The organism is Arthrobacter sp. B2060 (assembly GCF_059090445.1).
Genome location: NZ_JBNHFR010000007.1, coordinates 63,442 through 78,521, shown reverse-complemented (window position 1 = coordinate 78,521; position 15,080 = coordinate 63,442). Strand labels below are relative to the sequence as shown.

Annotated in this window: 11 protein-coding genes and 1 tRNA gene; 9 read left to right on the top strand and 3 right to left on the bottom strand. The window is 66.1% G+C overall.

The window, feature by feature from the left end; genetic code table 11:
• Window positions 1-83: 83 nt before the first annotated feature.
• The 4 genes from AC5RUM_RS13605 (at window position 84) to AC5RUM_RS13590 (ending at window position 4,044) form a co-directional block, all read left to right on the top strand.
• A tRNA-Arg gene (locus tag AC5RUM_RS13605) sits at window positions 84-156 on the top strand.
• Window position 157: 1 nt separating this feature from the next.
• On the top strand, window positions 158-673 hold the full coding sequence (locus tag AC5RUM_RS13600) for a DUF6314 family protein (protein WP_494035413.1): 516 nt from the start codon (window positions 158-160) through the stop codon (window positions 671-673).
• Window positions 674-675: 2 nt separating this feature from the next.
• Complete coding sequence (locus tag AC5RUM_RS13595; RefSeq protein WP_494035412.1) at window positions 676-1,101, top strand: NUDIX hydrolase; 426 nt, start codon at window positions 676-678, stop codon at window positions 1,099-1,101.
• A gap of 156 nt (window positions 1,102-1,257) precedes the next feature.
• The gene (locus AC5RUM_RS13590) at window positions 1,258-4,044 is read left to right on the top strand and encodes a galactose oxidase family protein (RefSeq protein WP_494035411.1); all 2,787 of its coding nucleotides are present in this window, start codon (window positions 1,258-1,260) and stop codon (window positions 4,042-4,044) included.
• A 93-nt stretch (window positions 4,045-4,137) separates the two neighbouring features.
• On the opposite strand, the gene AC5RUM_RS13585 is transcribed toward AC5RUM_RS13590, so the two are convergent.
• Both AC5RUM_RS13585 and AC5RUM_RS13580 read right to left on the bottom strand, forming a co-directional pair.
• Window positions 4,138-6,051: an ABC transporter ATP-binding protein gene (locus tag AC5RUM_RS13585; RefSeq protein ID WP_494035410.1), complete on the bottom strand. Its 1,914-nt coding sequence runs from the start codon at window positions 6,049-6,051 to the stop codon at window positions 4,138-4,140.
• Entirely contained in the window at window positions 6,048-7,712 is a 1,665-nt protein-coding gene (locus tag AC5RUM_RS13580; RefSeq protein ID WP_494035409.1) for an ABC-F family ATP-binding cassette domain-containing protein, read from the bottom strand. Before AC5RUM_RS13580 ends, AC5RUM_RS13585 begins: the two co-directional genes overlap by 4 nt.
• Window positions 7,713-7,908: 196 nt before the next feature.
• Here AC5RUM_RS13580 and AC5RUM_RS13575 point away from each other — a divergent pair, with 196 nt between their 5' ends.
• The 5 genes from AC5RUM_RS13575 to AC5RUM_RS13555 all read left to right on the top strand — a co-directional run bounded on the left by AC5RUM_RS13575 (window position 7,909) and on the right by AC5RUM_RS13555 (window position 11,985).
• A complete protein-coding gene (locus tag AC5RUM_RS13575) occupies window positions 7,909-8,637 on the top strand; it encodes a hypothetical protein (RefSeq protein WP_494035408.1) in 729 nt (242 codons plus the stop codon).
• Window positions 8,634-9,365, top strand: coding sequence for a hypothetical protein (locus tag AC5RUM_RS13570; RefSeq protein WP_494035407.1), 732 nt, complete (start codon window positions 8,634-8,636; stop codon window positions 9,363-9,365). The genes AC5RUM_RS13575 and AC5RUM_RS13570 overlap by 4 nt, the downstream gene beginning before the upstream one ends.
• A 312-nt stretch (window positions 9,366-9,677) precedes the next feature.
• Window positions 9,678-10,496, top strand: a complete 819-nt coding sequence (locus tag AC5RUM_RS13565; protein ID WP_494035406.1) for an amino acid ABC transporter substrate-binding protein — start codon at window positions 9,678-9,680, stop codon at window positions 10,494-10,496.
• On the top strand, window positions 10,497-11,162 hold the full coding sequence (locus AC5RUM_RS13560; protein WP_494035405.1) for an amino acid ABC transporter permease: 666 nt from the start codon (window positions 10,497-10,499) through the stop codon (window positions 11,160-11,162).
• Window positions 11,149-11,985 carry an amino acid ABC transporter ATP-binding protein gene (locus AC5RUM_RS13555; RefSeq protein ID WP_494035404.1) on the top strand — a complete coding sequence of 279 codons (837 nt, stop codon included), beginning with the start codon at window positions 11,149-11,151 and terminating at the stop codon, window positions 11,983-11,985. Before AC5RUM_RS13560 ends, AC5RUM_RS13555 begins: the two co-directional genes overlap by 14 nt.
• Here the strand turns inward: AC5RUM_RS13555 and AC5RUM_RS13550 are convergent.
• Complete coding sequence (locus AC5RUM_RS13550; RefSeq protein ID WP_494035403.1) at window positions 11,982-15,008, bottom strand: alpha-mannosidase; 3,027 nt, start codon at window positions 15,006-15,008, stop codon at window positions 11,982-11,984. The two genes, AC5RUM_RS13555 and AC5RUM_RS13550, sit on opposite strands and share 4 nt — an antisense overlap.
• Between the last annotated feature and the right edge of the window lie 72 nt (window positions 15,009-15,080).

Genomic DNA, 15,080 nt, shown 5'->3' with positions numbered 1-15,080 from the left:
CAAGAGCGTAGTACGCGCCGACACCTTGTATGCTTGTAAGCGTGTCCGAACGGGCCGGCCCAGGCTGGCCGCGGCGGACGCCCGCCCTCGTAGCTCAGTGGATAGAGCACGGCTCTCCTAAAGCCGGTGTCGTTGGTTCGATTCCAATCGAGGGCACTTGAATCTGCAGCCGTATTCCGGGCTCCGCGCCTACCTGCTGGGCATCTCCCAGGCAGGGGCGTCCGGTGGACGCTGGTCCGTGGAACGGACCCTTTTTGATCGCACGGCGGGCACCCGCGGAACCTTTGCCGGCGTCGTAATTTTTACCGAAACGGACGACGACGGCGGGCTGCGCTTCCAGGAGGAAGGCACCGTATGCTGGCCTGCTTCGGGGGGCGGGACCTTTACCGGCCCGGCGACGCGGGAATACCTCCTTAGGCCCACGGGCTCGGCCGATGCCCTGGATATGACCTTTCCCGACGGCCGCCCGTTCCACCGAATGAGCTTCGCCGCAGACGCCAGCCAGGACCACCACTGGTGCGATCCCGACACCTACCGCGTCAGATACTCCCTGCTCGACCCGGACGCATTCAGCTATGTCTGGGACGTCACGGGCCCCCACAAGGACCTGCTGCTGGAATCCGCGCTCCGCCGCGAGCCTGCGTCGCATGCTGCTAAACAGCTAGGCTCGTAGGCGTGAATCCCCGCATCATTGTCTCCGCCGTCTGCGTCTATGACGCCGCCGGACGGCTCCTGACCGTCCGCAAGCGCGGCACGGACAAGTTCATGCATCCCGGAGGGAAACCCGAACCCGGCGAAACCGCCGTGCAGGCCGCAGCCCGGGAGCTCGAGGAAGAAGTGGGGATCGTTGTTGACCCGCGGGAGCTGGAGCTGATGGGCGTGTGGCTCGCGGACGCGGCCAATGAGGAAGCAACGGAAATCGAGGCAACGGTGTTCAGGGCGCCCGGCACCTGGATTGCCCATCCCTCGGCCGAGATTGCAGAAATCCGCTGGCTGGACCTGGCGGCCGCGGAGCTGCCCGCCGACCTCGCGCCCCTCCTCACGGACCACATCCTGCCGGCGCTGGCCGCAACGGACGCCCGGGGCACCGCCCGCACCTGACCTCCTCCGCCTGATATCCGGTCCTGGCTTCGCGGGCTCATCCATCACGCGTGCCGTCAACCTTTCAGTGCCTGTACCTGCCGCCCAAGGTTTTCCCAACCTGCCCGGCCTAGCCTTCGTGTTGTCGTGGGGGGCTGAAGCCAGACGGAGGCGCACATGTTTCGAGTTGTATCCGCAGTTACGGCCGCATTCCTGCTGATCACGGGCTACGTAGCGGTGGTTCCGCACGACGACGCCTCCAGCGCGCCGCCCGGGCCACATGAGCACATCCCCGTGCTGTCTGCCGACGGGATGGAGCCACCTCCGCCTTCAATGCAACGGGCCGGGTGGACGGTGTCGGCCAGCGACGAAGAGGCTTCCGGCGGGAACGGTGTGGCCGCCAACGTTCTGGACGGGAACGCCGACACATTCTGGCACAGCAAGGGAACTGCCGCGCCTGCAGTCCCGTTGCCTCACGCCATCACAATCGACACCAAGGTGACCCAAAACATCACGGGGTTGCGCTATCTGCCGCGTCCTGACGTCGAGAACGGGCGGATCGGCAGCTTTGAGATTCTGGTGAGCACCAACGGCACAACATGGGGTACGCCCGTGGCCCACGGGACCTGGGCGGACAGCAGTGCCGAAAAAAGCGTGACGTTCGCGGCAGCGACGGCACGTTATGTCCAGCTACGGGCCATCAGCGAGGCCGGCAACCGCGGATCGTGGAGCAGCGCCGCCGAGATCAACCTGATTGGCCAAAGCGACGGCGGCATGATGACCACCATGGCCGTGAACGGGGCGCAGGGAACCTGGGGTCCCACCATCAACTTCCCGATTGTCCCGGTCGCAGCAGCGCTGCTGCCTGGCAACAAACTGCTCACCTGGTCCGCCTACTCCCCCACGACATTCGGTGGCACCAACGGCTACACCCAGACATCCACCATGAACCTCACCACCGGCGCGGTGACCCAGACCGCCGTGGCCAACACCGCCCACGACATGTTCTGCCCCGGGACCTCGATGCTGCCGGACGGGCGGATCATGATCAGCGGCGGCAGCAACAGCACGAAGACCACCCTGTACAACCCTGTGTCGAACACCTGGACCAGAGGACCGGCCATGACGATCGGCCGCGGATACCAGTCCAACGTGACCACGTCCACCGGTGAGGTGTTCAGCATCGGCGGGTCTTGGTCCGGCGGCGCTGTGGGCAACAGGCACGGCGAGGTATGGTCCGAAGCCGGCGGCTGGCGCGCGCTGACAAATGTGCCGGTAGACCCCATCCTGACCGACGATCCCGATGGGGAATTCCGTTCCGACAATCACGCCTGGTTGTTCGCCGCCCCTGGCGGCCGGGTGTTCCACGCCGGGCCGAGCCGCCAGATGAACTGGATCTCCACCACAGGCACCGGCGGCATCACCTCTGCCGGACTCCGGTCCGACAGCCCGGACGCGATGAACGGCGACGCCGTGATGTACGACATCGGCAAGATCCTCACCGTGGGCGGGGCGACTGCGTACTCGGGCGCCCCTGCCACCGCGCGGGCTTACACCATCGACATCAACAACGGAGCCACCGTAGCCCGGACCGCGGACATGGCGGTCAGCCGGTCCTTCGCGAACGGGGTCGCGCTGCCTGACGGCAAGGTGCTTGTGGTCGGCGGTCAGGCCACTCCCGCTCCATGGACCGACACCAACGCCAGGATGTCTCCGGAAATCTGGAACCCGGCGACCGGACTGTGGACCACGATGGCTCCGATGGCCATTCCCCGGACGTATCACAGCGTTGCCCTGCTGCTCCCGGATGCCCGGGTGTTCGTCGGCGGCGGCGGGCTGTGCGAGGGGGACTGCACCACCAACCACCTGGACGGAGAGATCTTCACCCCGCCCTACCTGCTGAACGCCGACGGCAGCGCCCGCGTCCGGCCGAGGATTGTGACTGCACCAACGTTCGCCGCACCCGGCAGCACGATTGCCGTGACCACCGGGGCGCCGACCACCAAGTTCTCCCTGATGCGGATGAGCACGGTGACCCACACCGTGAACACCGACCAGCGGCGGATACCGCTGACCGCAACTGCGGTCTCGGGTAACACCGCGTCGCTGAGGTTGCCGTCGGATCGCGGCGTGCTGGTGCCGGGCAACTACATGCTCTTTGCACTGGACGCCAACGGGGTGCCCAGCGTCGCCTCGACCATCAACATCGGTACCACGCCACCTGCCCCCTCCGGGCCGAGCATCGCCACCGCCGCTGATACCGTGGCGGCCGGAGCGGACGGCGTGCTGTGGAACTACCGGGCCACCGGCGCTGGCGGTATCCAGCCGCGGCAAATGATTGGCAGCGGCTGGGCCGGCCTGGCCAAGGGGTACGTGATCGACTGGAACAGCGATGGTGTTTACGACATCGTCGCCCAGTGGAAGGACGGGCGGCTGAATTACTACCTTGGAAAGCACGGTGGCGGATTCGCTCCGGCCCAGTCCCTCGGCGGAGGATGGGGCAGTTACCACGTGACGGTCGGCCGCTGGCGCACAGCCGACAAATACCCTGGCATCCTGGCCTACGACGCGGCCGGAAGTCTCTATTACTACGGCAACAGCGCAGGAAAAACGTTGTCGCCGCGCACCTACCGCGGAGGCGGATGGCGTGGCCTCTACCTCACCATGGCTGACTTCGACCAGAACGGGACACAGGACCTCCTCGCCAAACGCAGTGACGGCAGCCTCCTGCTGTACCGCTCCAACGGAACCGGTGGCTTCGTCAACCAAACCAGGCCTGTGGTTGGCACGGGGTGGAACAGCATCAACAGCATCACCAACGTGGCTGGATTCACTCCCGGAAGTAACGGACTCATCGCCCGGCTCACCGACGGCAGGCTAGCCCACTACCCCTACAGCAAGGGGACCTGGGGTACCCGAACCTTCATCAGCGGGGGCTGGGGTCCCTACAACATCTTCCGGTAACGGATGGCGGCCGTCAGCCGCAGCCTAACAACCGGGCAGGGCCCTGGAGACATTTCTCCGGGGCCCTGCCCATTTGTCTGCAACCGGCGATGCCTAGAGCTCCGGGACGGCTTCCTCTGCTACTGCGGTGGCCTCGGCGAACTGCGTCCGGTACAGCTCGGCGTAGCGGCCCTCGGCGGCGAGCAGTTCTGTATGGGTTCCGCGCTCCACTATTGAGCCGTCCTCCACCACCAGGATGACATCGGCGGCGCGGATCGTGGAGAGCCTGTGCGCAATCACGACGGCGGTGCGCCCCTCAAGTGCCGCACCGAGAGCCGCCTGCACGGCGGCTTCGTTGGTGGAGTCCAGTGCCGCTGTGGCCTCGTCCAGGATGACGACGCGGGGCTGGGCGATCAGCAGCCGGGCGATGGTGAGGCGCTGGCGCTCCCCGCCGGAGAGCCGGTAGCCGCGCTCCCCCACCACGGTGTCCAGGCCGTCCGGAAGCGACCGGATCATGTACTCGAGCCGCGCCTGGCGCAGCACGTCCCACATCTCCTCCTCGGTGGCGTCCGGACGGGCCAGCCGCAGGTTGGAGGCGATGGATTCGTGGAACAGGTGACCGTCCTGCGTGACCATGCCGAGGGTGGCGCGCATGGAGCCGAAGGTCAGGTCGCGGACGTCCAGCCCTGTGCCGGAACCGCGACCGCCGAGGCGCACGGCGCCGGAGTCGACGTCGTAAAGCCGTGACAGCAGCTGGGCGATGGTGGACTTGCCCGCTCCCGAGGAGCCGACGAGCGCCACGGTCTGTCCGGGTTCCACCCGGAAGCTGATGCCGTGCAGCACCTCTTCGCCGCCGCGCGTATCGAGCGTGGCGACCTCCTCCAGCGACGCCAGGGACACCTTGTCCGCCGAGGGGTAGGCGAACCGTACGTCGTCGAATTCTACGGCGACCGGCCCCGGCGGGACCTCCACGGCGTCGGGCTTTTCCTGGATGAGCGGCTTGAGGTCGAGGATCTCGAAGACGCGTTCAAAGCTGACCAGGGCGCTCATGATCTCCACGCGGGCGTTGGACAGGGCGGTGAGCGGGGCGTAAAGGCGGGTGAGCAGCAGTGCCAGCACCACGACGTCGCCCGGTGCGAGCTGGCCTTCGATGGCTAGCCAGCCGCCCAGGCCGTACACCAGGGCCAGGGCAAGCGCCGATACCAGCGTCAGCGCGGTCACGAACGTGAACTGCAGCATCGCGGTCCGCACACCGATGTCGCGGACGCGGCCCGCACGCAGCGCAAACTCTCGCGATTCGTCCTCCGGGCGGCCGAAGAGCTTGACCAGCGTGGCACCCGGGGCCGAGAAACGCTCCGTCATCTGCGTGCCCATGGCCGCGTTGTGCTCGGCGGCTTCACGGCGCAGGTCTGCCAGCTTGGAGCCCATCCGCCGGGCGGGGATGAGGAAGATCGGCAGCAGGACCATGGCCAGCACGGTGACCAGCCACGAGGTGTTGAGCATGACCACGAGGGTCAGAATGAGCGCCACCACGTTGCTCACCACGCCGGACAGTGTTCCCGCGAACGCCGACTGGGCGCCGATGACGTCGTTGTTCAGCCTGCTGACGAGGGCGCCGGTGCGGGTCCTTGTGAAGAAGGCGATGGGCATTTTCTGCACATGGTCGAACACCCGGGTGCGGAGATCAACGATCACCCCTTCGCCGATGGTGGAGGAGAGCCAGCGGCTCACCAAGCCCAGCGCGGCCTCGGCAACGGCCACCCCGGCGATCAGCGCGGCCAGGCGGATCACCTCGCCGGTTCCGGCAGCGGCCACGATGGCGTCCACCACCTGGCCGGCAAGCACCGGCGTTGCCACGGCAAGGAAGGCCATGGCAATGGACACCACCACGAAGGCAATCAGCTTGCCCCGGTGCGGGCGCGCAAAACCCAGGACGCGTTTCAGCGTCTCCCGGGAAAACGGTTTGGAGCCGCTCTTGGCCCGGGTGATGTTGTGCAGCGAGCGCCAGGCGACGCCGTCCATGCTCATTGTCTCTGCTCCATTTTTCCGGTCATAGCCTCAGTGACGATGCCGTTGTCCACGTTCCAGCGAGCGTCGAGCCGCACATTCTCCAGAAGGCGCCGGTCGTGGGTCACCAGCAGCAGTGCGCCCTCGTAGCTCTCCAGGGCTTCCTCCAACTGCTCGATCGCCGGCAGGTCCAGGTGGTTGGTTGGCTCGTCCAGGACCAGCAGGTTGACACCGCGGGCCTGTAAGAGGGCCAGGGCGGCGCGGGTGCGTTCGCCCGGCGAGAGGGAATCCACGGTGCGGGAGGTGTGGTCCGCCTTGAGTCCGAATTTGGCCAGCAGGGTGCGGACCTCCGCCGGCGTCTGGTCGGCCAGAACCGCTCCGACGGCGTCGCCCAGCTTCAGGTGTCCGGCCAGCAGCCCGCGTGCCTGGTCGATTTCGCCCACGGCCACGGACGCCCCTCTGGTGGAATTCCCGGAAGCCGGTTCCTGAAGGCCGAGAAGCAGGCGCAGCAGTGTGGACTTGCCCGCACCATTGGGGCCGGTGATGCCGATCCGTTCACCGGCGTTGAGCTGCAGGTTGACCGGTCCCAGCGTGAAGTCCCCCTGATGGACCACAGCGTCCCGGAGCGTCGCTACGACGGAGCTCGAGCGCGGTGCCTGACCGATGCTGAACTGCAGCTGCCATTCCTTCCGGGGCTCTTCCACGACGTCAAGGCGGGCGATGCGCGACTCCATTTGACGGACCTTTTGCGCCTGCTTTTCCGACGATTCAGTGCTGGCCGCGCGCCGGATCTTGTCGTTGTCAGGGTTTTTCTTCATGGCGTTACGGACGCCCTGCGAGCTCCACTCGCGCTGGGTGCGTGCACGAGACACCAGATCCGCCTTCGTGGCGGCGAACTCCTCGTACCGTTCGCGGGCATGCCGGCGGGCGACGGCGCGCTCCTCGAGGAAGGCCTCGTAGCCGCCGTCGTAGACTGCCACTGAATTCTGCGCGAGGTCCAACTCAACGATCGTGGTCACGCAGCGGGCCAGGAACTCGCGGTCATGCGAGACCAGCACGGCGCCTCCGCGGAGACCCTGGACGAAGGCCTCCAGCCGGGCAAGGCCGTCCAGGTCGAGGTCATTTGTCGGCTCATCCAACAGCACGATGTCAAAGCGGCTCAGCAGCAGGGCGGCGAGCGCTACGCGTGCTGCCTGGCCGCCCGACAGCCCGGTCATGTCAGCGTCCGCCCCGACGTCCAGGCCCAGATCGGCGAGCACAGGGGGAATCCGCTCGTCCAGGTCGGCGGCGCCCGAGGCCATCCAGCGGTCGAAGGCCAGGGAGTACGCATCGTCCGCGCCGGCGGCTCCTCCGCCGAGCGCTTCGGCGGTTGCCTCCATGTCGGCAGTGGCACTGGCGCAGCCCGTGCGGCGTGCAATGTAGGCGCCCACTGTCTCGCCAGGGACCCGCTCGTGTTCCTGCGGAAGCCAGCCTACGAAGGCATCCGCGGGAGCCAGGCTTACGGTACCCTCCTGCGGTTCATCCACGCCGGCAAGGAGCCGGAGCAGGGTGGACTTGCCGGCCCCGTTCGCCCCGACGACGCCGACGACCTCCCCGGGCGCCACGGTAAGGGAAAGCTTTGAGAAGAGGGTGCGGTGATCATGACCGCCCGCCAGGTCCTTCGCAACAAGGGTTGCCGTCATTTGTCCATCCTCTCACCGCTGCCCGGATCGGCCCGAAAAATTCCGGCGGGCATGAAAGAACCCGCTGGTCCGGACTTGGGGGGTGTACGGACCAGCGGGTTCGAGAAACTAGCATAGTGGAAGCGGCGGCCCCCGTAAAATCTACAGCGACGGCAGCTGCCATAGTGCCAATCATTCGTTCAGCAGAGAGCGTTCCATGCCACTCCCCGCCAAAGCGTTCCAGCGCTGGCTGCACGGCATTGCACCCGACACCAGTATGGCCGACGTTTGCAGGCTGTCGAAGGTCAAGCGGACCACCCTGGCCCAGCAGCTCGTCCGCGGCAAGGTCGCCGAGGCAACCGTGGTCAGCATCAGCCGGGCTTTCAATATTAATCCCGTAACGTCCCTTGCCTACTTTGAGGTCTACCGCGACCTCGCCGGCCCCCTCGTCCCGCCCACCCGGCAGGAGCTCGTCAGCCAAATCGCCACCGTGGACCTGCTGCGTGCTGTCATCGCCCGCACCGCACCCGAAGAGGAAGCCGGCGGGGATTGGGAACTCAGCCCGGCTCCGCACCCGACCTCCGTGAAGAACTGGGTGGACGCAATCGACGACGGGGAACTCCGGCACCGGGTCTCCGCCGCCACCGGAATCGCCCCGCAGAACTACTCCGCGCAGCTGACCGCGAACCGGCTTGCCCCCGAGGTGGCGATAGCCACTTCCCGGGCTGCCGGCGTCGGGCTGACCGGCGGCCTGGTGGCCACGGGTCTGATCACGGAAGCCGAAGCAGGCTGGGCGCCCGGCGCCCGCAAGGCCGCCCTGGACCGGCTGTCCGACGGCGAACTCGCCGCACTGGCGGGAGACCGCCTCCAGACGCTCGGGAAGACATTGCGCCGCCAAGAACAAGACCAAGAACAAACCGAAAAAATCTGGGAGAATCTGGGATGATCGAGATCCTGCAGTGGACCACTCTGGTGGCGTGCGCTGCCGCCGCACTGTCCCGGATACCGAACCTGGTCCGGAAGAAAAACAGGTCGCTCTTCTATATCTTTGCGTTTTTGACCGTGGCCACGCTCCTAAGCATCAAGGGCCCCTATCTGGCGATCGATGACCTGCTCGGAAACACGAATGTGGCTAACCTCCTCCTGCGCTTCATCATCTTTGGTGCCATCTACTTCCTCGGCATCCGGATCGCGAAGGGGTTCGGAGACGCCCGCGGCGTGCGGCTCATCAGGGGGCGTGCCGGAACCATAGTGTTGGGGCTGATCTCTGCCGCAGTGCTGGTTCTCTTCGCCCTCATTGACACCGAAGGCTCGTCGGCGGGGATGATGGACGTCTATGCCAAGGACGAACGGAACAGGCTCTTGGTGGAATACTACGGTGCGGCCGGCCGCGCCTACCCTGCCTTTGTGTGCCTGGCCATCCTGCCTGCCATGGTGCGCGCGGTGGGCAGCACGCTGCCGGCGATGATCCGGATCAGTGCCCTCCTGCTGGCCATCGGAGGAATAAACGTCACGCTCAGCCTCCTCTTTCCGTTGATTCCGCCGTCGTGGGGCTACCTGCCCTTCATCATCAACTACACCGCCATCCTGTGCTTCGTCTCCGGCTTGGCGCTGATCTGGCTGGCCAAGGCGAGGGCGCACCGGAAGGCCCCGACGCCCGCAGGCACCCAGTAGCCAACCAGCTGCAACGGGACCGGGAACGTCATTTACCGAAAGGTGGCCGCGAGGGATTCACAAAATCATTAGAGCGTGAGAGAATCATGAATGTGTGAAAGCAGCTGCTGCCTGGTGCTCCGCTGATCCGGAGAACTGTGGCGCCTGCTGGAGCATGCATTGGGGGGATGAGTGGTGGCGGCCGTTGGGGACCGCCCCCACTCAGCCTGTTTAAGGCCTCGTTCCGGCCCCCGTATGATGGCGAAATAAAAGGACGTCACCCGGGCGTTGCCGGTACAAAGCCCTCAGCAGCCAGCAGAAGAAGGAACCCCCATGAACCGCCTCCATACCCGCCGCAGTGCAATCGTCGCCACTCTCGCCGGCCTGGCCCTGGCACTGTCTGGCTGCGGCGGCTCCCAGACACCGTCGGCAACCACCGGCTCGGATACTTCCCTCAGCGATGTGAAGTCCAAGGGCGAGATCGTGATCGCGACAGAGGGTACGTACAAGCCGTTTTCCTTCCACGCCGAAGGAGCCGGTGAGCTCACCGGCTTCGACGTCGAGATCGCCAAGGCGGTAGCGGACAAGCTGGGGGTAAAGGCCAAGTTCGAGGAAACCCAGTTCGACGGCATCTTCGCAGGCCTCGACGCCAAGCGCTTCGACACCATCGCGAACCAGATCTCCATCAACCCGGAACGCAAGGCTAAGTACGACCTCTCCACCCCGTACACCGTCTCCACGGGTGTGATCGTGACCAAAGAGGACAACAGCAGCATCACGAGCTTCGAGAGCCTCAAGGGCAAGACCACCGCCCAGTCGCTGACGAGCAACTTCTACAAGATGGCCGTGGACGCCGGCGCAAACGTCCAGTCCGTTGAAGGCTGGGCACAGGGCGTCACGCTGGTCCGCCAGGGCCGTGTAGACGCGATCGTCAACGACAAGCTCACCTATCTTGATTACGCCAAGACCAATCCGGACTCCGGCCTGAAGATCGCCGCAGAAACCACGGAAAAGTCGGAGAGCGCGTTTGTGTTCCGCAAGGGTTCCACGGAACTCACCGCGGCCGTGGACAAGGCCCTGGCCGATCTTCGGGCGGACGGCACCCTCGCGAAAATCTCGGAGACGTACTTCGGCGCGGACGTCACGAAGTAAATGCCGTTCAACTGGGACCTCGTCTGGAGCTCCTTCGGCCCGATCGTCGCCGGTGCCGTCACGGGAACGATCCCGCTGACCTTGGCCTCGTTCGCCTTCGGCCTGGCTCTGGCGCTGCTGGTGGCGCTCATGCGGCTCAGCCGGAACGCTGTGATCTCCGGGGCGGCACGGTTCTACGTCTCCGTGATCCGCGGAACGCCTCTGCTGGTGCAGCTCTTCGTGATCTTCTATGGGCTGCCCAGCCTGGGCGTAAAGCTGGATCCCTGGCCCAGCGCCATCATCGCTTTTTCCCTGAACGTCGGCGGCTATGCGGCGGAGGTGATCCGGGCAGCCATCCTCTCGGTCCCCAAGGGGCAGTGGGAGGCCGGACACACGATCGGCATGTCGCGGGGACTGTCACTGCGCCGCATCATCCTTCCGCAGGCGGCCAGGGTATCCGTGCCGCCGCTGTCCAACACGTTCATCTCCCTGGTCAAGGACACATCGCTGGCCTCCCTGATCCTGGTCACCGAGCTCTTCCGGAATGCCCAGCAGATCGCCGCCTTCAGCCAGGAGTTCATGGTGCTGTACCTTGAAGCCGCGCTGGTCTACTGGGTCATCTGCCTCGCGCTGTCCGCTGGACAATCCGCCCTCGAAAAGAGATTGGACCGCTATGTCGCCCACTAGCCCGCCCGCCGGCGCTCCCTCGGGCAACCCTGAGCACGCCGGTGCGCCCCAGGCGAGGCCGGTGCTTTCCGTCCGCGGCCTGGCCAAGGCATTCGGCAGCAACGTGGTGCTCCGGGACATCGACCTGGACGTGCGCCGCGGCAACGTGGTTGCCCTCATCGGGCCTTCGGGCTCCGGAAAGACCACAGTGCTCCGTTCGCTGAACGGGCTGGAAACGCCCGACGCCGGCACCGTCACCTTTGCAGACACCGGCACCGGCAAAGACCTGTCGCTCGACTTTTCGGGCAAGGTGGCCAAGAAGGACATCTCGGACCTGCGCGACCGCAGTGCCATGGTCTTCCAGCACTACAACCTGTTTCCCCATATGACGGTGGTGCAGAACGTCATCGAAGGCCCGGTGCAGGTGCAGAAGCGCAATCGCACCGAAGCCGTCGACGAGGCGGAGAAGCTGCTGGCCCGGGTTGGCCTGGCGGACAAACGCGACGCCTACCCCTTCGAGCTCTCCGGCGGGCAGCAGCAGCGCGTGGGCATTGTGCGGGCCCTCGCCCTGAAGCCCCAGCTTCTGCTGTTCGACGAACCCACGTCAGCCCTGGACCCCGAACTGGTTGGCGATGTTTTGGCCGTCATCCAGGAACTGGCCGAAGAGAACTGGACCATGGTGATCGTCACGCACGAGCTCGCCTTCGCCCGGCAGGTGGCCGACGAGGTCATCTTCATGGACGGCGGCGTGGTGGTTGAGCGCGGACCGGCGGCAGAGGTCCTCCGGGCGCCGCGCCAGGAACGTACCCGGCAGTTCGTCAAGCGGCTGCTCCACGAGTTCTAGCGCACGAACCTCAGGGTGACCAGCTGGAACGGACGCAGGGTGAGGTCTGCCGCGTTCTTTCCGGCCACGACGCCCGGCGCCTCGGCCTTCCGCTCCAGGAGATCCACGGTGTGGATGTTCCTGACGGGGAAGTTCGCCGTGACCCGTCCTGCCGACCGTTCGCCCAGGGACTCGTACAGCCGCACGATGACATCTCCCGACCCGTCCTCCGCCAGCTTCACGGCTTCAACCACGAGCGCCCCGTTATCCACGGCGACCAGCGGCTCCACGGAATGCGCGCCCAGCACGGTCCGCGGTGCGAGGTTGGCGCGGTAGCCCTCCTCGACGGCGTCCCCGATGCCGGCACCGGGCCGGATCCAGATGTCCAGTACGTGGCGCCCGCGGTCTGCCTGCGGGTCGGGGAACTTCGCTGCACGCAGCAGTGAGAGCCGGACGGTCGTGGTGGTTCCGCCGTCGTCCCTGATGCTCCGGGCCACATCGTGCCCGTAGGTGGAGGCGTTGGCGATGGCGACCCCATAGCCGGGTTCGGCCACATGGATCCAGCGGTGCGCGCAGATCTCGAACTTCGCGGCCTCCCAGGAGGTGTTGACGTGGGTGGGCCGGAAGACATGGCCGAACTGGGTTTCGGCGGCCGAGCGGTCGGCCCTGAGATCAAGCGGGAACCCCAGCTTGAGGAGCTTCTCACGCTCCTGCCAGTCGACCTCCGTGGAGATGCCCAGCGAACTGCCGCCGGGCGCCAGCGTGAGGCGCTGGACGATCCGCGAGGCCCCGAAAAGCCGTTCAACGACGACGACGGCGTCACCACCGTGACGTTCCAGCGTCACGGAGGCTGCGTCGGTCAGTGACGTGACGTTCCGCCGGTAGAACTGGTCAATGTCCCATGCGTCCCATTCGTTGGGGGTGTCGCGGTGCAGTTCCAGGTGGTTTCCGAAGTTGCCCGGGGCTATGGCCTCCCTGCCGCTGGCGTGGTCGCGCAGTGAGGTCAGCAGTCCGTTGGCATCCAGCACGGCACGGACGATGCCGTTGTCGAGCACGAAGCCGCCGTCCCGGGCGGTGACCTGCACCGGCCCGTCTGCCTGGACGGGCCGGGCAGCAGCGAGTGCCGGGACGCCGTCGCGTTCGCGGGGACCTGCGTTGAGCAGGAACTCCTCGCTGCCCTCGCCCAGCGCAGCGGCCGCGGCCTGGCTGATGAGCCCTTCGAGTCCCTTGGCCACGGCGGCGTAGTTCCGTTCGGCGTCCTGGTGTACCCATGCAATGGAACTGCCGGGCAGGATGTCGTGGAACTGCTGCAGGAGCACCAGCCGCCACAGCCGTTTCAACTCGGCTGCCGGGTAGGCGTAGGAACCTCCGGTGCGCACCGCTGCTGTGGCGCACCACAGCTCGGCTTCACGGAGGAGGTGCTCGCTGCGCCTGTTTCCCTGCTTTGTGCGGGCCTGGCTGGTGTAGGTGCCGCGGTGGAGTTCGAGGTACATCTCCCCCACCCAGACCGGCAGGGCGGTGTATTCGGCCTGGGCCTGCTCGAAGAAGCTGTGTGCCGTCCCGATCCGGACTTTGGGCGAGCCTTCAAGGTTCGCTGTGCGGTGGGCGGCGGCCAGCATTTCCCGGGTGGGGCCGCCTCCGCCGTCGCCGTAGCCAAAGGGGACCAGCGAGATCGTGCCGTGCCCGTGGTCCCGGTAATTGCGTTCGGCATGGGCAAGATCACGGGCGGTGAGTTCCGAGTTGTAGGTGTCCACGGGCGGGAAGTGGGTAAAGAGCCGCGTGCCGTCGATCCCCTCCCAGTTGAAGGTGTGGTGCGGCATCCGGTTGATCTGGTTCCAGGAGATTTTCTGCGTAAGGAACCACTTGCTGCCGGCTGACTTGACGATCTGCGGCAGCGCCGCGGAATATCCGAACGAGTCCGGAAGCCACGCTTCCTGGCACTCGATGCCGAACTCGTCAAGGAAGAAGCTCTTGCCTTCCAGGAACTGCCGGGCCATGGCTTCCCCGCCGGGCATGTTGGTGTCCGATTCCACCCACATGCCGCCCACGGGAACGAACTGTCCGGCCTTCACCTTCTCCCGGATCCGCCCGAACAGTTCGGGATAGAACTCCTTGATCCAGGCCAGCTGCTGCGCTGACGAGCAGGAAAACACGAAATCGGGATCATCGTCCATGAGGGCGACCACGTTCGAAAACGTCCGCGCGCATTTCCTCATGGTCTCCCGCACCGGCCACAGCCAGGCCGAATCAATGTGAGCATGACCGGTGGCCAGCAGTTCGTGGGCCGAGGCGTAGGCGGGGCTGGCCAAAACGCCGGCGAGCGCTGCCCTGCCCGCGGCCGCAGTGCCGGGGACGTCGTCCGGATCCATGACGTCCAGCATGCGCTCCAGGGCACGCAGGATCTCGTGGCGGCGCGGCAGTTCCATGGGCAGCTCGTGCATCAGGCCCCGGAGCGCAGCGATGTCCTGCTGTAGCTCCCACACATGCCGGTTCAGTTCGGCAATGGCAATGCTGCCGAGCCGGTACTGCGGCTGGTCACCGGCGGTGGCCTTATCACCGTAAGGCGTGGCCGCAAAGGTCCAGCCCTGCGCAACATCGGGGTTGGCCGCAGCTTCGACATAGAAGTCCACAGCCATCCCGCTGCCCAGCAGTTTGAGCGGGATGTACTGGTTGCGCGGAGAAATCGCCTTGATAATGCTGCCGTCGGGCCGCCACGCGGTGCCTTCACACTGGAAGCCGGGAATTTCGGTGGTGAACCCGATGTCCACCACCATCTCCACTTCGGTGTCCGGCGCGGTCCCCCACGAGTCGGGTACCTCGCCCTGGAGACGAAGCCACATGGTTCCCCACGGCCGGCCCCACGCAGCGCCGTGTTCCTGCGGCCGGAAATCCTGGCGCAGTGCCTCCATGACCGGGACAGGCTCGTCCGGGACCTCCCAGCTGCTCAGGGTCAGGGGTACGCTTCGCGAGTAGATCGCGGGGGTGATCCGCTCCCGCAGGAAGCGGTCGAGACGGACTTCCGTGATCCGGCGGTCGTCGTGCAATGTGTTCCTCTTTAATGCGTGAGGCCGGCGCCGCCCGTTCCGGCCGTTTCGCCGGCCTGGGCGTCATCCAGC